The organism is Clostridium sp., assembly GCF_051656525.1.
Lineage (GTDB): Bacteria > Bacillota > Clostridia > Clostridiales > Clostridiaceae > Clostridium.
This window is the reverse complement of record NZ_JBOGCC010000387.1, coordinates 1-19,564: the sequence shown is the minus strand read 5'-3', so window position 1 is coordinate 19,564 and position 19,564 is coordinate 1. Positions and strand designations below refer to the sequence as shown.

The 19,564-nt window shown below is 27.5% G+C and carries 17 protein-coding genes; 10 read left to right on the top strand and 7 right to left on the bottom strand.

Annotated elements, in window-relative coordinates:
• A partial coding sequence (locus tag ACRDDY_RS18860; protein ID WP_438533501.1) for a hypothetical protein occupies positions 1-182 on the top strand: 182 nt, incomplete at its 5' end.
• A gap of 123 nt (positions 183-305) precedes the next feature.
• On the opposite strand, the gene ACRDDY_RS18855 is transcribed toward ACRDDY_RS18860, so the two are convergent.
• Genes ACRDDY_RS18855 through ACRDDY_RS18835 form a run of 5 tightly spaced genes read right to left on the bottom strand, consistent with a single transcriptional unit; the run spans position 306 to position 5,785 of the window.
• The gene (locus ACRDDY_RS18855) at positions 306-1,826 is read right to left on the bottom strand and encodes a tripartite tricarboxylate transporter permease (protein ID WP_291942660.1); all 1,521 of its coding nucleotides are present in this window, start codon (positions 1,824-1,826) and stop codon (positions 306-308) included.
• A 16-nt stretch (positions 1,827-1,842) separates the two neighbouring features.
• Positions 1,843-2,283: a tripartite tricarboxylate transporter TctB family protein gene (locus tag ACRDDY_RS18850; RefSeq protein WP_291942658.1), complete on the bottom strand. Its 441-nt coding sequence runs from the start codon at positions 2,281-2,283 to the stop codon at positions 1,843-1,845.
• Positions 2,284-2,292: 9 nt separating this feature from the next.
• Positions 2,293-3,195 (bottom strand): dihydrodipicolinate synthase family protein, encoded by a 903-nt coding sequence (locus ACRDDY_RS18845; RefSeq protein WP_291942656.1) that lies wholly within the window; start codon positions 3,193-3,195, stop codon positions 2,293-2,295.
• A gap of 14 nt (positions 3,196-3,209) precedes the next feature.
• Positions 3,210-4,145, bottom strand: coding sequence for a tripartite tricarboxylate transporter substrate binding protein (locus tag ACRDDY_RS18840; protein ID WP_291942654.1), 936 nt, complete (start codon positions 4,143-4,145; stop codon positions 3,210-3,212).
• Positions 4,146-4,171: 26 nt separating this feature from the next.
• Entirely contained in the window at positions 4,172-5,785 is a 1,614-nt protein-coding gene (locus ACRDDY_RS18835) for an FGGY-family carbohydrate kinase (protein ID WP_438566451.1), read from the bottom strand.
• A gap of 240 nt (positions 5,786-6,025) precedes the next feature.
• On the opposite strand from ACRDDY_RS18835, the gene ACRDDY_RS18830 reads away from it, so the two are divergent.
• The 5 genes from ACRDDY_RS18830 to ACRDDY_RS18810 all read left to right on the top strand — a co-directional run bounded on the left by ACRDDY_RS18830 (position 6,026) and on the right by ACRDDY_RS18810 (position 12,594).
• Positions 6,026-6,997: a LacI family DNA-binding transcriptional regulator gene (locus ACRDDY_RS18830; RefSeq protein WP_291942649.1), complete on the top strand. Its 972-nt coding sequence runs from the start codon at positions 6,026-6,028 to the stop codon at positions 6,995-6,997.
• 237 nt (positions 6,998-7,234) lie between these two features.
• Positions 7,235-9,166 carry a BglG family transcription antiterminator gene (locus tag ACRDDY_RS18825; protein ID WP_438566450.1) on the top strand — a complete coding sequence of 644 codons (1,932 nt, stop codon included), beginning with the start codon at positions 7,235-7,237 and terminating at the stop codon, positions 9,164-9,166.
• 10 nt (positions 9,167-9,176) lie between these two features.
• A complete protein-coding gene (locus ACRDDY_RS18820; protein ID WP_438566449.1) occupies positions 9,177-10,505 on the top strand; it encodes an APC family permease in 1,329 nt (442 codons plus the stop codon).
• A gap of 12 nt (positions 10,506-10,517) precedes the next feature.
• On the top strand, positions 10,518-11,432 hold the full coding sequence (locus ACRDDY_RS18815; protein ID WP_291945280.1) for a DMT family transporter: 915 nt from the start codon (positions 10,518-10,520) through the stop codon (positions 11,430-11,432).
• The gene (locus tag ACRDDY_RS18810) at positions 11,413-12,594 is read left to right on the top strand and encodes a MalY/PatB family protein (RefSeq protein ID WP_438566448.1); all 1,182 of its coding nucleotides are present in this window, start codon (positions 11,413-11,415) and stop codon (positions 12,592-12,594) included. Before ACRDDY_RS18815 ends, ACRDDY_RS18810 begins: the two co-directional genes overlap by 20 nt.
• A 69-nt stretch (positions 12,595-12,663) precedes the next feature.
• Here ACRDDY_RS18810 and ACRDDY_RS18805 read toward each other — a convergent pair whose 3' ends face one another.
• Positions 12,664-13,797 carry an ROK family protein gene (locus ACRDDY_RS18805; protein WP_438525921.1) on the bottom strand — a complete coding sequence of 378 codons (1,134 nt, stop codon included), beginning with the start codon at positions 13,795-13,797 and terminating at the stop codon, positions 12,664-12,666.
• A gap of 169 nt (positions 13,798-13,966) precedes the next feature.
• Here ACRDDY_RS18805 and xylA point away from each other — a divergent pair, with 169 nt between their 5' ends.
• From xylA to xylB, 4 genes are read left to right on the top strand one after another with little or no spacing between them, the layout of a single operon-like run.
• A complete protein-coding gene (gene xylA, locus ACRDDY_RS18800) occupies positions 13,967-15,274 on the top strand; it encodes a xylose isomerase (RefSeq protein WP_291942019.1) in 1,308 nt (435 codons plus the stop codon).
• A 16-nt stretch (positions 15,275-15,290) separates the two neighbouring features.
• Positions 15,291-16,769, top strand: a complete 1,479-nt coding sequence (gene nhaC, locus ACRDDY_RS18795; RefSeq protein ID WP_438566447.1) for a Na+/H+ antiporter NhaC — start codon at positions 15,291-15,293, stop codon at positions 16,767-16,769.
• A complete protein-coding gene (locus ACRDDY_RS18790) occupies positions 16,759-17,934 on the top strand; it encodes a trans-sulfuration enzyme family protein (protein WP_291942023.1) in 1,176 nt (391 codons plus the stop codon). The genes nhaC and ACRDDY_RS18790 overlap by 11 nt, the downstream gene beginning before the upstream one ends.
• A gap of 27 nt (positions 17,935-17,961) precedes the next feature.
• The gene (xylB, locus tag ACRDDY_RS18785; RefSeq protein ID WP_291942026.1) at positions 17,962-19,407 is read left to right on the top strand and encodes a xylulokinase; all 1,446 of its coding nucleotides are present in this window, start codon (positions 17,962-17,964) and stop codon (positions 19,405-19,407) included.
• Between the two features lie 61 nt (positions 19,408-19,468).
• Here the strand turns inward: xylB and ACRDDY_RS18780 are convergent.
• Positions 19,469-19,564 (bottom strand): IS3 family transposase (locus ACRDDY_RS18780; protein WP_438566452.1); only part of this gene is annotated, 96 nt, incomplete at its 5' end.

Sequence of the window (19,564 nt, the reverse complement as noted above, 5' to 3'; positions counted from 1 at the left end):
CTATAATAATAGCTTTTCCACTTTTGATATTGCTTCCTATAATGATTTTTTCACTTTTTTACTCTCTTAAAAGAGATATTTTTATAAAAAAGCGTATGAAATTGAAAAATGAAATAAAAAAAATGTCTTTAGAAGAGATCGGATATCTTTCTGATACCTTGAAAGAGATAAATATGAGATAAAAGATAATAAAATTAATAATGTAAAGTATTTTTAATAAAATAAGAATAGGATTATGTTCAAGGGATTGCTAAATATATTTAACCCAAGAAATTTTTTTAAAGTAAAATTTCTTGGGTTTTTTATCATTTTATAACTTTTGTTTCTATGTTATATTCTAAATTTTCTATTTTTTTAGTACTTTTTTTTAATGATTTTATAACTGGTGTTATTACAATAATAAATGTTATTACTATAAGAAATAATGAAATCGGTTTTGTTATAAAGATAGAGTAACTTCCATCAGAGATTAATAAAGCTCTTCTTAAATTTGATTCTGCTAATTTTCCTAATAAAATACCTAATATAAATGGACCTAATGGAAAATTCATTTTTCTAAATATAAATCCTATTAATCCTGAAATGACAACTATTAATACATCAAAATATGAGTTCTGAAGAGAGTATGAACCTATTACAGAAAAAATTAAAACAGTAGACCAAATATACTCTTTTTTTACAGATAATATTTTAGATGATGCTTTAGCTCCTAAAAGTCCAATTAATAATATACATAAATTTGCTAAAATCATAAGTGAAATCATTCCATAAATAAATGAAGGATTCTCTACAAAAAGTTTAGGTCCAGGAATCATTCCGTACATCATTAAAGCTCCAATTAATATGGCTGTAACTGAATCACCAGGAATACCCAATGTGAGCATTGTAGTTAAAGCTCCACCAATAACGCCATTGTTAGCTAAACAAGTGGCAGCTAAACCTTCAACACTTCCAGAACCAAATTTTTCGGGTTCTTTTGACATCCTTTTAGCTTGATCCCAACAAATTATTGAAGCAATATCTCCTCCAGCTCCTGGAATTGCACCAATTATAGGTGAAACTATTCCAGCAAATAATGATCCAGGTATTGTTTTTTTTATCTCTTCTTTTGTTGGAAAAATTCTACCTATTTCTCCAACTTCTTTTGAATTTATTTTATTTGAGAACTCATCATAGATTTGGACTAAAACTTCTCCTATTCCAAAAACTCCAATCATTATAGGTACAAAAGAGATCCCGTCTATAAGATTGATATTTTGAAAAGTATATCTTTGGATTCCAGATATAGGATCCATTCCTACTGTTGCTAACATCATGCCTAAAGTTCCCATTATTAATCCTTTAAGAGGCTCACCACCAGACACACTCGCCATTAAGGCTAAACCAAAAATAGCTAATGAAAAATATTCAGGAGCACCAAATTTCATAGCTAAATTTGCTAAAGGAAAACTGAAAATACTTAAAACTAAAGTACTTATTAAACCTCCCAGAACAGAGTAAATAACATTTATTCCAAGAGCTAATCCACCTTTACCTTGCTTTGTCATAGAATATCCATCAAAGGAACTTGCAATAGACGCTGGTGTTCCAGGAGTATTTATTAAAATTGCAGAAATTCCACCGGCAAATATAGCAGAATTGTATATCCCTATGAGAACCGCAAACCCTTGTTCAGGGGCTAGCCAAAATGTTAAAGGTGTCAATATTGCTATTGCCATTGTTGCACTTAATCCAGGTAAAGCTCCTACAACCATTCCTACTATAACACCTATTGTAAGGAAAATAAGTATTGATGGATTAAGCATGGCTATAAAACTGTTAATCATATATTATCCTCCTTTTTTAACTAAGCATAACATGGAATATTTTACTAAATATCAAATAAATAGCTGTGCTAGTTGTAATACTATATACTAAAGATTTTATAAAATTTGCTTTAAATATATATCCTAAAGAGATTAAGTAGATACTGCTTAAAGCTATAAAAGGAACATAAGGCCACAAAATTAAAAAAATTAAAATTATGCCAATCGTTTTAAAAAATATATTCTTGTTTAATTGGTTATTATTTTTAAAGTAATTATTATTTGCATTACTACGAAAGGATTTAAGAAAATAAACAGCACTTAAAATTATGAAAACACAAGACAATAATTTTGGAAAGTACTCTACTCCTGTTTCTAAGTTTTCTCTTCCTAAATCTAATGCTTCTGTTAAAAAAAATATACCAATTATTATAAATATTGAACTACAAATAACATCCTGTCTATATATTTTTTTCATAAGCTCACCTTAAAAAAACTCTTTATATTTACTGTCTAACTCGTGGAGCTTTTCAAATAAAACTTTTTCTTCATCTTGTGTTAATGCTAATTGTGGTTCTCTAACACTACCTATTTCAAAACCTCTATATTTTAAAGCTGATTTAAATATTGCCATGTTTGCTCCTGCTCCAAGGGTAGTCACATAGTCATTTGCCATTCTTTGATAAAATTCTGCTTTTTCTTTGTTACCGTCTTTATATGCTTTGTAAACATTTACAAAAGGTTCCGGATAAACCGAAGAAACACCAGAAACAGTTCCATCACAACCTATTTGTAAAGCTGGTAAAAAACATCTGTCTGTACCTTGTAAGACTGAAAAATCTTTACTTATTAATAAGTATTCATATGTAAGAAATAGATCGCTATAGCTATACTTTACACCTAAAATATTAGGATACTTCTTAAAAATATATTCTGCAGTCTTTGCATCTAAGTTATTATTTGACATTTGTGGAATATTATACAGATATATTGGAAAATCAGTTGAAACACTCTCAGATATTTTTTTATAGTATCCCTTTATAGCTTCATTACTTGTTCCAAAATAAACAGGTGTAACCGCTGCAATTCCAGTCGCGCCTATTTTTTCGGCATGTTTAGATAGTTCTACTACTTCATCCATATTAAAACTTCCTACATGAATAAAAATAGGAATTCTTTTATTAACTTTATTTACAATAGTTTCAGCTATTTTTTTTCTTTCATTTAGAGTTAATTTGAACATTTCACCTGTAGTTCCCAATGGGAATAATGCATCAACTCCTTTTTCTAAATAAAAATCTACTAAGTTTTCTAATGCTTTATAATTTATTTCTCCATTATCTTTAAACGGAGTTACCATGGCTGTTATAACACCTTTTAATCTCTTCATTTTTCCACTCCTAGTTATTTATTTTCTTTAATTAATTTTTCAAAAGCTTCATATTGTTCATTTGTGAAATTTGTAAAATCTTTTGAATCTTTATACTCCCAAACTATTTTTCTTTGACTTAATAATTTTTTTATCTCAGGAGCATTTATTGCTTCTTTTAAGTTATCTTCTAATACTTTTTTTACTTCAGGTGAGATATTTTTAGGTGCAGCAAATCCGCCCCATGCAGAGAACTCAATATTATATCCTTGTTCTTTAAAAGTTTTCATTTCTGGAAATTCTGGATGGGCTTCCATTAGACCAAGTACATTTAATTGGTCCAAATTAGAGACAAATTCGTTTGGAGTATTTGTTATAAAATCTACCTCTTTACCTAATAAAGCCATAGTTGCGGGTGCTCCTCCATCATATGGAACGTATATAAATTCAAGATTATATTTATTTGCTAACTCTTTAGCTGCATAGGTCCAAGTTGATCCGGTTCCAGCTGTTCCAACTTTTAATTTTTTAGGATTAGCTTTAGCATAATTTATAAATTCTTCTATTGTTCCAAATCTTTTATCATCTTTTCTAATAGTTAAAGAAGCTGGAGCCATATTAGCTTGAGCGAGCATTGTAAAATCATCTGGCTTTACTTTTGATATACCTAAAGGATTTAACATTGCTATTTCTACAGGCATATACATTATAGTATATCCATCTGGTCTGGCATTTTTTACAAACTGCATAGCTACTGCACCAGAACCACCTGTTTTATTTTGTGAAATCACAGGAACTCCAAGTTGTTCTTGAAGTTTTGCTCCTACAGCTCTAGCTATTGTATCTGAAGTACCACCAGCTCCAGCATGTATAATCATATTAACTTGTTTATTTGGAAAGTTATTTCCATATATAACACTACTAGTCAAAAAGAACGATGTTACAAATAATTTTTTTAATAATATTTTCATTTTTTCCTCCCGTATTTTTCTTATTTTTAACTATTCATTATTTCATTGTAACTTATATAATCTTCATACATTTTTTTAAAAACCTTATATTTTTTATCATGATATTCTTTTAATAAAATATTGGGTTCTATGATTTTTCCAAGATTACTCATTTTCTCCATTGCTATATATAGATTTGCATATTCCTTAGAAGATACTGCACCAAGAATAGCAGCACCTAGTAAAACTGACTCTTCTTCTTCACCTAAAAATATTTTGCATTCTGTTATATTTGAGTGAGTTTTTAAAAATAAAGGGTTTTTAGTTCCACCTCCAGTCATAAAAATTTTATTAATGTTAAATTGGGCCTGATTCATAACTTCTATTATGTGTCTTGTACCATATGCTACAGCTTGAATTGTAGCTAAATATGTTATTGCCATATCTTCAATGGAAGTTTCTATTCCTATACCTGAAATCATTCCTTTTAAATCTGCGTTAGCTCTAGGAGATCTATTTCCTATAAAATATGGTAATATGTGTTTATCTTTTGTTAAATAATCTACTTCATCATTTTTTGAAAGATTATCTAAAATAAAATTTAGTTCTTCATAAATATTTCTATTATTTTTGTTTGCTTGTATTTCAAGTTCATTGTATGCAGGATGAGTTTTTATTGTATAATCGATTAACGCTCCAGTTAGAGATTGTCCTCCTTCTAATAGCCACATATCGGGTAACATTGCATTAAAGTATGGCCCCCAAATACCATTAACTTTGATCATATTTGAAGACACAGCCATATGGCAACTTGAAGTTCCACCAATTAAAGCTAATCGTTCATTGTATGCGATATTTTCACCATCATCAATTCCTATAACGCCTATTCCTCCTGCGTGAGCATCTATTATGGATACTCCTACTTGAGTTTGAGTTGTTAAACCTAATTCTCTAGCAGCTTTATTAGAAAGATTTTTAGCTACTTCTCCAATACTTTTTATATTACCACCAATTTTTTTATAATTTGTTTTTACTAGTTCATTAAGTCCAATTTCTTTAAAAAATTCATCACTCCATTTTTTTTCATGATTTAAATAGTTCCATTTACATCCAAGAGAACATAATGACCTTATTGTTTCACCAGTTGCTTTATAGATCAAAAAATCAGGTAAGTCGAAAAAAAGGTCTATATTATCATAAACAGAGGGTAAATTATTTTTTAACCATAGAAGTTTAGGAATCTCCATTTCTATTGATACTTTTCCACCAACAAAATCTAGAATCTTATTATTTTTGGAGTTTATAATGTTAGTTTCCTCTGAAGCTCTATGATCCATCCATAAAATTATATTTTGATTATTGTTACCAGTTTTACTTACTGTTATTGGTTGACCAAATTTATCAAGAGCCACTAAAGAGCATGTAGCATCAAATCCAATTCCAGTTATTTCTTCCTTATTCACTCCACTATCTAAAATTATTTTATTTACAACTTCACAAATATTATTCCAAATTTCATCAGATGATTGCTCTTTGTAAATTTTTTCATAACTCCAAGTCGTTATATCTTTTTTAGCTATTGCGTATTTTTTTCCTGTAGAATCAAAAATTCCAGCTCTAACGCTACCTGTTCCTACATCAACCCCTATAAAATAATTCATACAAACTCCTTCCGTTAACTTTAATTTTATTGTCTGTTTTAAAAGCGTTTTGATTTTTTTAGGTTTATAAAGAAAATAATATATACACTATTAACGTATCAATATATAAATACAACTTTTATTTAAATAAGTCAACACCTATTTTTCATTTTTTTTCGTTTTTTTTTCTAAAATTAACTTGAATTTTTTCTGAAAAAGTAATATATATTAGATATAAAGAAAATTTTAGGAGGCTTTGTTATGAAATTAAAAGAAATTGCCGATATTGCTAACGTCTCTATAACCACAGTTTCAAGAGTTATTAATAAACAGGGTGGAGTTTCTGATAAAAATAGAAAAAAAATAGAAAAAATATTGTTAGAAAAAGGTTTTTATAAACGTAGTGAATCTAGTTTTAAAAATAATAGCTTAAAAAAAATAGCAATAATCTTGCCGGATTTAAAAAATCCATTTTTTGGTGAGATAACTAAAGAAACTTCAGATAAACTAAGAACTTTCGGATATCAAAGTTTAATTTTTAATACAAATGAAAACTATACATTGGAAAAAGAAGCGATTGAGTCAATTGTTAAACTTGACGATATAGCTGGGATTATAATTTGTATCTCATGTGCTATTAATTCTTCAAAAAATATTAATATTTTAAAAGAATACAATATTCCTTTTGTTTTAATAGATAGAGAATTAGAATTTCATCAAGATGGAATTTTTATGGATGATTTTAAAGCTGGTTTTTTAGCAACGGAAGCCCTTATAAAAAAGGGGCATCAAAAGATTGGAATTGTAATAGGAACAACTGAACTAATCAACATGAAAAATAGACTTGAAGGATATTACTATGCTTTAAAAAAATATAATTTAGAAAAAGATAAAAATTTGATATTTTCTGCAGATATAGCATTGGACAGTAAATGTGATAACTTAAAAAATATACTGAGTAATAAATTTATGTTTTCAGCTTTAATTACTGCAAATAATGCTCTTACAATAAATACTTTAAAAATATTAAAATCATCTAAAAAAAGTGTTGAATTACTTGGAATAGGAAAATTTGATTATTTTGATTTATTAGAAAATCATATAGAGTATATAGATTGGGATGTTCAAAAGATGAGCGTTGCTGCAGTTGATTTACTTATAAAAAAGTTTGAAGTTTCAAAAGATTATACTCAAAAGATTTTATTTGAGCCAATACTAACCCAAAAAAATTAATAGTGGTAAAAAAAGAGTTTCTTATACATTTTGGTATAAGAAACTCTTTTTATTTAATTATTATTTATATTTTCAAGTGTTTAAAAGAATAAATTTATATTTTTTATAAAAAAGTATTTTTTTCGTCATTTTTTTTCGTATAATAGACTATATGAACGAAAAAATTCATGGAAAATGTAAAAATATGACTATTTACTAAAAAGAGGAATTAGATTATAAATATGAGGAGGATCCTTAATGAAAGAAAGAGAATTTAAAATTTTAAAATTACTTTTAAATCAAAAAAAATTAACATTAGAGTATTTAAGTTTATATTTTAATGTTAGTGAAAGAACTATTAGAAATTCTATAGAAAAAATAAGAGAGGAGATATTAAGTCAAAATATAGGTGAAATAAAAGTATTGAAAAAAGAGTGTGTATTAAAAATAATTGATAATAAAAAAATTAGTGATTTACTTTATAAATATGAAGAACATTCTCCAGAAGAAGTTGTAGATTATCTATTGCTAAAAGTATTAAGTGAAAATAGAGTTAACTTAACTAAAGAGTGTGAAATATTAAATTTGAGTAGAACTACTTTAAAACAATATATAAAAAATTTAAAAATTATTTTAGAAAAATATACTCTTAATTTAAAAATTTCTAAAGAAGGATTAAATTTAGAGGGTAAGGAAGAAAATGTTAGGCGAATAGGATTAAGACATATAGTAATGTTGCTAAAAAAACAAGATTTCTTACCGAGAGTAACGAGAGATTATTTTAATAAAATTTTAATGAAAAATAGAATCGATATGGTTGAAGAAGTTGTTTCGGAAATTCAAATTATATTAAAAAAAGTACTTTCAGATTTAGCTTATAAAAATATTATTTCTAGTTTTATAATAACTCAACAAAGAATAAATTTAAATCATTATCTTTTGAAAGAGATAGATACTCCTGAAAAACAATATAGAACGTATAGCTTTAATTTAGTTGAAAATATGCTAAATAAATATGATTTTAAATTTACATTATATGAAATTTATCATCTTACTGACTATTTTTTAGGTTCATATAGTGGAGAAAAAGATATATCTATTTATAAGAACTGGGTTGAGTTGGAGGTTAAGACTAAAATTTTTATTGAAAAAATATCAAAAGAAATAAAAAATAATCTATCTGAAGATAGACTTCTATATGATTATTTAATAAAAGATCTAAAATATATTTCATATAATACAAATAGAGATATAAAAGAAAAAGATTTCATAATGGAAGATTTTAAAGATATTTTAGAAAAAAATAAAAATATAGTTGAAATAGTAAGAAAGAATATAGTTGAATTTGATAAAATATTAGTTTCTTCTATAGGGAAAGTTGAGTTGGAAATGATTTCATATCAAATAATTTTATCTATAAATAGAATGAAATATAAGTCTTTAAAAATTATAAAAGTTTTATTTATATCGGAATTAGGATATGGAATTTCAAAAGCTTTAGCAGAAAGATTGGAGGAGAAGTTTTATATTAAAATTATAGCAATTATTCCAATACATAGATTAAAAAACTACCCGAAAAAAGATATAGATTTGATTTTAACTAATACTTTTTCAAAGTTACAAACTGATTTAAATTGCATAAGAATATCAAATGTTTTATCTGTACAAGATGCTGATAAAATAAAAAAAATGGGTGTAGGAGAGAGAAGTCAAAAAATATTTTTATCTGAAATTGTATCTAACATTTCTGATAAAGGGGAAATAGGTGATGAAAAGCTTATAATAAAATTAAAAGAAATATTTGGTTCGAGATTAGTTGATGATTTGAGCATAAAAAATAATAAAATAAAAAAATTAAAATTAAAAATAGAAAAAATTGATACTTGGGAAAGATTATTGGAGTATCTTTGTGAAATATTAATTAAAAGAGGAAGTATAGAGGCAGATTATATAGAGAATATAAAAGATACAATTATTAGATTTGGAGAGTATTTAGAAATAAAAGAGGGTATATATTTTATACATTCTAAAAATAGAAAAGGTGTAAAAAAAAGTGATTGGATTGAAGTAAAATTAGAAAATGAAATTGAATTTATAAGTGGAAATAAAGTTTCAAAAGTATTTTTAGTAGTATCTCTTAATGATCAAGATTATTTAGAAATAGCAGAAAAAATAATAAATGAAATATAGGAGGGAAAAAATGTCTACAAAAGATTTGAAAAGAGTTTTGGGGAAAACAGATCTTATGGGAATTGCAGTTGGACAGATAATTGGTGCTGGAGTTATGTCTCTAACAGGAGTTGCCATAGCAATGACAGGAAGATCATCAAATTTTGCTTTTTTAGTATCCACTCTATTTGTATTGGCTGCAGCTATACCATTAGTTTTTGTTAATAGTTGTATTAGAATGAGAGGTGGAGCTTATACACAAACAAGTATATTTTTAGGAAAAAAATGGTCTGGATTTTATATAGTTCAATATATAGTAGGAAGTATTTCAATCTCAATGTTTGCAATTTCATTAGCTCAATACATTTTAACATTTATTCCAAATGCTAGTGAAAAAGTTGTTTCAATGGCAGTTTTAACACTGTTTTTCGGAATAAATTATTTTGGAATTTCTGGAGCAGCTAAAATTCAAAAAATGATGGTATTTATATTAATTAGTGCCTTAATAATATTCGCTGGATTTGGAATTTTTAAAATTCAACCAGGATATTTTAATCAGCCAGAATTTATGACAAATGGAGTTATGGGTATTTTACAAACAGCAGCATTACTTGTTTTTGCAACAGGTGGAGCTGAGGTAATTGTAGATGTTGGTGCAGAAGCTAAAAATCCAAAACGAGATATTCCACAAGTTGTTATAATATCTACTCTTGCAGTAGCTGTTTTATATGGAGTGATGTGTACTGTAGCAGCAGGAGTTTTACCAGTTGAACAAGTTGCTAATAAAACTCTTAGTGCCGTGGCTGAACATATATTACCAAGACCTCTATTTATTTATTTTGTTGTATGTGGAGCAATATTTGCTACAGCTACGACATTAAACGCTAAAATAGGAACATGTACAAAACCAGTTCTTCAAGCGTGTTCTGATGGATGGTTTCCAAGACAATTAGCAACACTACATCCTAAATATAAAACTCCAACTTATTTACTAGGTGTTTTCTATGTTGTTGGAGCACTTCCAATTTTATTTGGATTTAGTATCGGAACGATAGCGAGTACAGTGGTATTACTAGCTTATGGATTTAAAATAATATTAGCTTATAAAGTTTTAGATTTACCAAAGCTATTTCCAAATGAGTGGGAAAAGTCACCGTATAGAGTAAGTCCTTTAATGTTAAAAGTATTAATAGCAATATCTGTTTCAGGAATTTCCTTTCAATGTTATTTATTAGCTGCTAAAGCTGGAATTAATCAATTAATAGGAACTGGTATTGTGTTTTTAGTAGCGTTACTATATGCTAACTTCAGATTTTCTCATGCAGAAGATTTTATAGAGGTTAGTTACGAAACGGAATAACCGAGGATAATTATGGAAAAAGAAAATATTTACTTACTTATAGCTACATTTTTTTGGGCTTTGGGTCTTATAGTAGGGAAATTTTGTTCAGCAGAGTTTCCACCTATTACTTCAACTTTTTTTAGGTATTTATTAGCTGGTATAGGAATGGGAATAGTTCATTTCTTTAAAGAAAAAGAATTTTCTATTGAAAAAAAGGATATATTGTACATTTTTATTCTTTCTTTTTTAGGTATTGTATTAAATGGAGTTTTATTTTTTAAAGGTATTTCTCTAACATCCTCAATCAATATATCAATAATATCAAGTAGCACACCAATTATTGTATGTATCTTAGGTGTTATCTTTTTTAAAGAAAGTGTTAATATAAAAAATATAATAGCGATAATTTTTTCTATTAGTGGAATTTTGCTGCTTCTCACAAATGGAGAAATAAACTCTCTATTGAACATCGATTTTAATATAGGAGATTTGATTATATTTGGTGCTATTTTATCAAATGGAATTTATATAATAGGTTCTAAAAATATTTTAAAAAAATATAGTTCAACTAAAATTTTAACATATTTATTTATATTCACTGCGCTAATTTTGTCGCCTGTTTATATTTATGAATCTAAATTTTATGTATTATCAGAGATATCAAATAAAGCAATTGGATCCTTAGTATATATGGCAATTTTTTCTTCTTTAATAGCATTTTTGTTGCAACAGAAGGGAATAAAAAAAATAGGGCCAATAAAAGCTTCACTATACACTAACTTAATACCAGTATATTCTATAATATTATCATTTTTTATTTTAGATGAGCAAATTCAGTTAAATCAGTTAATAGCTATGTTATTAGTAATGTCAGGAATTTTTATAAATTTAGGTTATGGAAGTAAAATAAAGGGGAGTGTGTCAAATGAATCAAAAAGAATTTGAAGAAAAATGTAGTATAGAAAGAATAAATACAAATTCAGTTAAATGGGATGGATTAAAAAAGAAATTTGGTGAAGATAATCTACTTTCAATGTGGGTTGCAGATATGGATTTTAAAGTTCCACAAGAAGTTATAAATGTACTAAATAAAAAAATAGAGCATGGAGTTTTTGGTTATGCAGAGATTAAAGACTCATATTATGATGCTTTTATTAAGTGGGAAGAAGAAAAGCATAATTATAGAGTGAAAAAGGAAAGTATAAGATATTCTCCTGGTGTTGTTTCTGCAATATATTGGTTAGTAAATATTCTAACAAAAGAAAATGATTCTATAATAATAAGTACACCTGTTTATTATCCGTTTCATAATGCTGTGAAAGAAAATAATAGAAAATTAATAATATCAGATTTAAAAAATAATAATGGATATTATAGTTTTGATTTTATTGATTTTGAAAGAAAAATAGTAGAGAATAATGTAAAGATTTATATATTATTTTCGCCTCATAATCCAGTAGGAAGAGTTTGGAAAGAAAGTGAATTGAGAACTATTTTAGAAATTTGTAAGAGAAATAATGTGATAGTAATTTCAGATGAAATACATCATGATTTAGTTTTAGAAGGGAAGCATATTCCAACTGCAATAATAGACAATTATAAATATGAAGATATGGTTATAACTTTAACAGCTCCTTCAAAAACATTTAATTTAGCAGGATGTAAAAATTCTTTTGTTATAATAACTAATAATGAAATAATGGAAAAGTTTGATAAGTATACAAGCACAGTTGTAAGAGTAACTAACGGAAATGAATTTGGGTATTTAGCAGCAGAAGCTGCATATACTCAAGGTGATAGATGGTTAAATGGAGTTAAAAAAACATTAAAACAAAATTTTGATTATATGAAGGAAACTTTAGAAAGAGAATTACCTTTGGCAAAAATTTCTCCATTAGAGGGAACATATTTAGCTTGGATTAATATGGAAAATTATATTCAGAATGATGAATTAGAAAATATAATTCAAGGAAAGTGCAAACTAGCAGTAGATTATGGTCATTGGTTTGGAGATGCAGGACAAGGATGTATTCGTATAAATATAGCTACTTCAAAAGATAATATAATTGAAGCTATGGATAGAATTGTGAAAGAAATAAAAAAATAGAATAAAAACTTTATTCTCATAAAAAAGTTGCAGAGTACTAAACTGCAACTTTTTGTTATTAGGTGATTTCTATGACCAATTTTTAAATGGAGCTAAACCAGCACCAATTAAATTAGAAGATTCTCCATATTTTGAGAACTCTAAAATATTTTTATCCTTACAAAATAGATTGTTAAACACTAATTTTTTTAGATTTTCCTCTAAATTAAAATAATCTTTATAAAAACAGATTTCTCCTCCAATAATAACTTTATTTAAATCAAAAATAAGTAAAAGTGTTTGAATAGCTCTCGCTAAATATTTTGTATATTTTTTTAAGATTTCTTGCCCAATAGGAGTAGTATGTAAATCATTAAAAAATATATCGTTTAAAGTATGAATTTCTAAATTAAAGTTTTCTTTAAAATCGTTTATTAGAGCTATATTAGAGCAATAACGTTCAAAACACCCAGTATTTCCACAAGAACATTCTCTCCCATCAGGAACTATTGATATATGTCCAATCTCTCCAGCTTTGAAATTATCACCTTCATATATTTTATTATTTAAAACAATTCCAGCACCAATTCCAGTATCAATAGATATAAATGCTAAATTTTTATGTGTAAAATTATTTAGAATATATTCACCAAAAATTCCAGCATTAGCTTCATTCATCAAAAAAATAGGAAGTTTCATTTCGTCTTCAATGAATTTCATATCTTGTGAAAAGATTTGGAAATTAGTACCTATTTCAAATTTTTTAAAAGTGTCATCTACAATTCCAGGTAGTGATATTCCAATTCCAATAAGTTTTTCTTGCTCTTCAAATCCCTGTAGAAATAGTTTAAGTTGTTGAACAATATATTTGGCAAAATTTTGATTATTAAAAAAGTTATTATGAATTTCATTTTTTCTTAAACTTTCACCTAATATATTAGTTATAATAAAACTAACACGATTAACCTCAAGCTTAATTCCTATGGAGTATAAGCTGTTAGGATTAAATTTATAAGTTGTAGAAGGTCGATTATGTTTACTATTTTTTATTCCAATCTCTTCGATAATATTTTGTTCTAAAAATTCTTCAATGTATTTTGTAACTGTTGGAAAACTTAAATTTAAATTTTCTGAAATATCCTGTTTGTTAAAAATTTTATTTAATGAAATATATTTAAAAATTTTATTTTTATTTTTTAATTTTTCTTTTCTTTGATATCCCATATTAAGCACCCCTTTAATATTTTAATATAATATATAATAAAATTAAGTTAAAGTCAATTTAACTATAAATAAAAAAAACTAAAAAAAATTTGACAATTAAATAAAAAAAAGGTAATAAAGACATAAATAGAATTAAATTGACTTTAATCATAAAACGAGGAGGAGTTATATGGCATTTTTTTCAAAGGTAGAAAAAATTAAATTTGAGGGGAAAGATAGTAAAAATTTATTATCATTTAGACATTATAATCCTGAAGAGATTGTATTAGGAAAAAAAATGAAAGATCATTTGAAATTTGCGATGTCTTATTGGCATACTTTAACTGCTGGTGGAAACGATCCTTTTGGAGATGCTACTTTAGTTAGAGAGTGGGATAACTTATCACCTATGGAGAAAGCAAAAGCTAGAGTAAAAGCCGGATTTGAATTTATGGAAAAACTTGGGTTAGAATACTTTTGTTTTCATGACAAAGATATAGCTCCAGAAGTAGATACTTTAGAAGAATATTTCAAAAATCTAGATGAAATAGTTGATTTAATAGAAAGCGAAATGAAAAGAACAGGAATAAAGCTGCTTTGGGGAACATCAAATATGTTTTCGAATCCAAGATTTTTACATGGAGCAGGAACAAGTTGCAATGCTGATGTTTTTGCATGGGCAGCAGCACAAGTTAAAAATGCATTAGATATAACAAAAAAATTAGGTGGCCAAGGGTATGTTTTTTGGGGAGGAAGAGAAGGTTATGAAACTCTTTTAAATACAGATATGAAGTTAGAGTTAGATAACTTAGCAAGACTTTTAACTTTAGCTATAGAATATGCAGATGAAATAGGATTTAAAGGTCAATTTTATATAGAACCCAAACCAAAAGAACCAACAAAACATCAGTATGACTTTGATGTAGCAACAGTCATGAACTTCTTAAGAACATATAATTTAGATAAAAAATTTAAAATGAATATAGAAGCAAATCATGCAACACTAGCAGGACATACATTCCAACACGAGCTTCGTTTAGCAAGAATAAATGGTATGTTTGGTAGTATAGATGCAAATAAAGGAGACTTATTACTAGGATGGGATACAGATCAATTTCCTACAGATGTATATGATGCAACACTAGCAATGTATGAAACACTTATGGCTGGAGGATTTACAACAGGTGGACTAAACTTTGACGCTAAAGTTAGAAGAGCATCAACGGATATTTTGGATTTATTTTATGCTTATATAGGAGGGATGGATATTTTTGCTAAAGGATTAAAAGTAGCAGCTAAATTAATAGAAGATAAAGTCTTTGAAAGTTTTATTGAAAAGAGATATGAAAGTTATACAAGAGGAGTAGGAAAAGATATAGTTGAAGGAAAAGTAACACTAAAAGAGTTAGCAGAGTATGCTTTGACATTAAAAGATGTTAAAAATGACTCTGGAAGACAAGAGATGTTAGAAAATATTTTAAATAATTATATTTATTAAAAACTAGGAGGAAATTATGAAAGAGAAGATTACTTTTAAAAGTTCAATGGTTCCTGTTTTGGGATTACTAGTAGTATTAGTTTATGGATTAATTATTCAACCAAAAATGTTAAAGATGAATGAAATGTCTTTAGAAATGATTTTTTTACTTGCTAGTGCTATTGGAACTGCAAATCTATTTTATCTTAAATTCTCTTGGGATGAAATTCAAGAATCGATGGTTAAAAAATTAAATCAAGGACTACCAGCTATGATGATTTTATTTTCAATTGGAGTAGTTATAGGTGCATGGATTGTGTGTGGAGCAATTCCTATGTTGATATATTATGGTATAAAGATAATAAATCCAAGTTATATATATATTGTTGCGTTTGTTGTTCCTATAATTTTCTCAACACTTACAGGAACATCTTGGGGGTCTGTTGGAACAATAGGAATTGTTATTATTGGTATTGCGGAAGTTATAGGTGCTGATCTATCTATAGTTGCAGGAGCAATCGTTGGAGGTGCATATTTTGGAGATAAAATGTCCCCTTTATCAGATACAACTAATATAGCAGCTTTAGCTGCAAATGTTGATTTATATGATCATATTAGATCAATGATGAATACAACGTTTCCAGCAGCTATACTTGCAGCTATTTCTTATGGAATAATTGGAATATTTAATTCACCAATTTCATCAAATATTGATTTACAAATGATTTCAGAAACTTTGGAAGCTTTAAGAACATCTTTTAACTTCAATATTATTTTATTGTTACCAACTCTTATTGTTTTATATGGATCTTTAACAAAAAAACCAACAGTTCCTACATTAATTTCATCATCTATAGTTAGTATTTTATTAGCGGTTATTTTTCAAAAATTCAATCTAGGTGATATTATCCATGTTTTACATAGTGGATTTAATGTTGAGATGATTACTTGGGGAAAAGATTTACCTGATAATGTTATTAGAATTCTAAATAGAGGAGGACTATATAGTATGGCTAGTCCTGTTATAGTTACATTTATAGTTTTTATATATATTGGAACTTTAGATAGAATAAATGCACTTCCTATAATAGTTGATCATATCTTTAAATTTGTAAAGACTAGAAGTATCGCAATACTATCAGCATTAGGTGCGACAGCGATAACTAATGCAATGACATCTAATCAATTTGCTACAAGTTTTATAGTGGCAGAAGCATTTAAGCCAAAGTTTGATCAATTAAAAATTCCAAGAAAAGTATTATCGAGATCTTTAGAAGATACAGGGACGATGATTGAAAGTATGCTTCCTTGGACTACAACTGGATTATTTATGGCTGCTACTTTAGGTGTACCTGTAATGGCATATAATCGTTGGCAATTTTTGACAATTTTTAATATTATAGTTGCTATAGTATTAGCAATAACTGGAAAAGGGTGTTTTTATAAAGACGTTAAATCAAATATAAATCCTACTGAAGAAAATGAAACTAATATGGAGGTTATAAATGAAAACTAAAACAATGTTATCTCACTATGAAGAGGAAAGACATAAAAATAGAGGAGCTGTAGTTACACCTATATATCAAAATTCTTTATTTACTTTTGAATCTTGGGATGATATAGATAAAGCTTTTGATGACCCTTTTATCAATAGTATTTATACAAGAGGAAATAATCCATCAGTCTCTGTTGTTGAAAAAAAAATTGCTAAACTTGCTGGTGGAGAATCTGCTAAACTTTTTTCAAGCGGTATGGGTGCTATTAGTTCTGCAATTTTACATTTTTTAAAATTCAATGATCATGTTATAACTATAAAAAATGTCTATGGTCCTACAAATAATTTTTTAAATTCTTATTTAAAGGAAAAAATGAATGTTGAAACTACTTTTATTTCTGGAAATCATGTAAAAGAGTTTGAGGATGCTATAAGAGATAATACTAAATTAATTTACTTAGAATCACCATCTTCAGCTATTTTCTCCTTACAAGATATTCAAAAAGTTACAGAGTTAGCTAAAAAGCATAATATAAAAGTTGTTATTGATAATACTTGGGCAACACCTTTTTTTCAAAGACCATTGGAGTTAGGGGTGGATTTAGAAGTTCATTCTTGTTCTAAATATTTTGGTGGTCACAGTGATTTAGTTGCAGGTATTGTTATAGGTTCAGAAAAAGATATTAGAGATATTTTTAATAAAGAACATGCTTTTTTAGGAGCCAAGCTTGCGCCATTTGAAGCGTGGCTTATTCAAAGGAGTTTAAGAACAATGCCATATAGAATGCTTGCTCATCAAGAAAATACTTTGAAAGTTGCAAGTTACCTAGAATCTCATCCTAAGATTTCTAAAGTTTTACATCCCGGTCTTGAGAGTTTTCCACAATATGATTTAGGAAAAAGACAAATGTCTGGGTATAGTGGATTATTTGCGTTTGAAATTAACAGCGATAATCTTGAGAATATAAAAAAGTTTGTAAATTCTCTTAAATATTTTAGCATAGGTGTTAGTTGGGGAGGACACGAAAGTTTAATCTATGCTCCTGCAATAAGTTATTTAAAAGAGCTTCCAATTGAGCAATTTAAAAATATGGGGATATCATTAGGAACTATGAGAGTATCTATCGGATTGGAGGATTCTGAGGATTTAATTGAAGATTTAGAGAACGCTTTGCAATATATATAAAAATATAAGATGGTGGAGGATTTAATTGTGTATATAGGAATAGATTTAGGAACATCATCAGTAAAGCTTCTTTTAATTGATGATAAAGGAAAAATAAGAAAAGAGGTTACTAAAGAATATCCACTATATTATCCTCAAGAGAATTGGAGTGAGCAAAATCCAGAAGAGTGGTATGATAAAACTTTTGAGGGATTAAAAGACCTAGTAATGGGTTATGAAAATGAGATAAAAGCAATTAGTTTTAGTGGGCAGATGCATGGACTTGTTTTATTAGATGCAGAGGATAAAATAATTCGACCAGCAATATTGTGGTGTGATCAAAGAACCTCTTTAGAGTGTGATGAAATAAATAGTTATTTTGGCAAAGATATTTTAAAATTAACAGGAAATGTCGCTTTAACAGGATTTACGGCTCCTAAGATTCTTTGGGTAAAAAAGAATGAACCGGAAAATTTTAAAAAGATAAAGAAAATTCTTTTACCAAAAGATTACTTAGCTTTTAAATTAAGTGGAATTTACAGTACAGATGTATCTGATGCATCAGGAATGCTACTATTAGATGTAAATAAAAGAAAATGGTCTAAGAAGATGTTAGATTTTTTTAATGTAAAAGAAGAACAACTACCAAAATTATTTGAATCTTATGAAGTTGTAGGAAATTTAAAAGGAAATTTAAAAGACAAACTAAGCTTAAAAAATGATATAAAAATAGTTGCTGGCGGAGGAGATCAAGCTGTTGGAGCAATCGGTGTAGGAGCAGTTAAGGAAGGAGTGTTATCTGTAGCATTAGGAACTTCAGGTGTAGTTTTTGCAAGTAGTTCAAAATATGTTGTAGACAAAGATGGAAGATTGCATTCATTTTGTCATGGAAATGGTGAATATCACCAAATGGGAGTAATGTTATCAGCAGCGGCATCTCTAAAGTGGTGGATAGAAGATGTAGAGAAAACTAACAATTATAGTAAACTTTTATTAGAAGCAGAGGAAGCTAAGTTTGATAAAAAACTACATTTTTTGCCTTATTTAATGGGTGAGAGAACACCTCATAATAATCCTTTTGCAAGAGGATCATTAACAGGTTTAAATATTCAACACAAAAGAGGAGATATAACAAGAGGAATATTAGAAGGGATAACTTTTGGATTAAAGGATATCTTAGAAATAATTAAAGATATAAATATTGATGTAAAAAGTGTTAGAGTAAGTGGTGGCGGAGCTAAAAGTGAATTTTGGCAACAGATGATTGCAAATATTTTTGAAGTGAATGTAGATATAGTAAATTCAACAGAGGGACCAGCATATGGTGCAGCAATACTTGCTATGGTAGGAGACGGTATTTATAAAGATGTAAATACAGCATGCTGTACTTTGATAAAGGTTATAAATTCTAAAGTACCAAATAAAACTTTAGAAAAGAAATATAGAGAAAAATATGAAATCTTTAAAAAATTGTATCCTCTATTAAATAGTTAAATAAAAAAGTTGCAGATTTTATAAAGCGGACCCTATGTCAAGGACATTTTAAAAAAGAAAGTTAAATATTTAAAAGCTGATTTCTGTATTGCACAGGAGTCAGCTTTTTTAGATTCCATTGACAACGGTGATTATTGTAATAATCAATATAATTTTC

What these genes read in the sequence shown, in the direction of transcription:
- ACRDDY_RS18825 (WP_438566450.1), top strand. Translation starts at nt 7,235, where the DNA reads ATGAAAGAAAGAGAATTTAAAATTTTAAAATTACTTTTAAATCAAAAA.
- ACRDDY_RS18790 (WP_291942023.1), top strand. Translation starts at nt 16,759, where the DNA reads ATGAAAACTAAAACAATGTTATCTCACTATGAAGAGGAAAGACATAAA.
- ACRDDY_RS18835 (WP_438566451.1), bottom strand. Translation starts at nt 5,785, where the DNA reads ATGAATTATTTTATAGGGGTTGATGTAGGAACAGGTAGCGTTAGAGCT.
- ACRDDY_RS18855 (WP_291942660.1), bottom strand. Translation starts at nt 1,826, where the DNA reads ATGATTAACAGTTTTATAGCCATGCTTAATCCATCAATACTTATTTTC.
- ACRDDY_RS18805 (WP_438525921.1), bottom strand. Translation starts at nt 13,797, where the DNA reads ATGGGATATCAAAGAAAAGAAAAATTAAAAAATAAAAATAAAATTTTT.
- ACRDDY_RS18815 (WP_291945280.1), top strand. Translation starts at nt 10,518, where the DNA reads ATGGAAAAAGAAAATATTTACTTACTTATAGCTACATTTTTTTGGGCT.
- ACRDDY_RS18845 (WP_291942656.1), bottom strand. Translation starts at nt 3,195, where the DNA reads ATGAAGAGATTAAAAGGTGTTATAACAGCCATGGTAACTCCGTTTAAA.
- nhaC (WP_438566447.1), top strand. Translation starts at nt 15,291, where the DNA reads ATGAAAGAGAAGATTACTTTTAAAAGTTCAATGGTTCCTGTTTTGGGA.
- ACRDDY_RS18830 (WP_291942649.1), top strand. Translation starts at nt 6,026, where the DNA reads ATGAAATTAAAAGAAATTGCCGATATTGCTAACGTCTCTATAACCACA.
- ACRDDY_RS18840 (WP_291942654.1), bottom strand. Translation starts at nt 4,145, where the DNA reads ATGAAAATATTATTAAAAAAATTATTTGTAACATCGTTCTTTTTGACT.
- ACRDDY_RS18810 (WP_438566448.1), top strand. Translation starts at nt 11,413, where the DNA reads ATGAATCAAAAAGAATTTGAAGAAAAATGTAGTATAGAAAGAATAAAT.
- ACRDDY_RS18820 (WP_438566449.1), top strand. Translation starts at nt 9,177, where the DNA reads ATGTCTACAAAAGATTTGAAAAGAGTTTTGGGGAAAACAGATCTTATG.
- ACRDDY_RS18850 (WP_291942658.1), bottom strand. Translation starts at nt 2,283, where the DNA reads ATGAAAAAAATATATAGACAGGATGTTATTTGTAGTTCAATATTTATA.
- xylA (WP_291942019.1), top strand. Translation starts at nt 13,967, where the DNA reads ATGGCATTTTTTTCAAAGGTAGAAAAAATTAAATTTGAGGGGAAAGAT.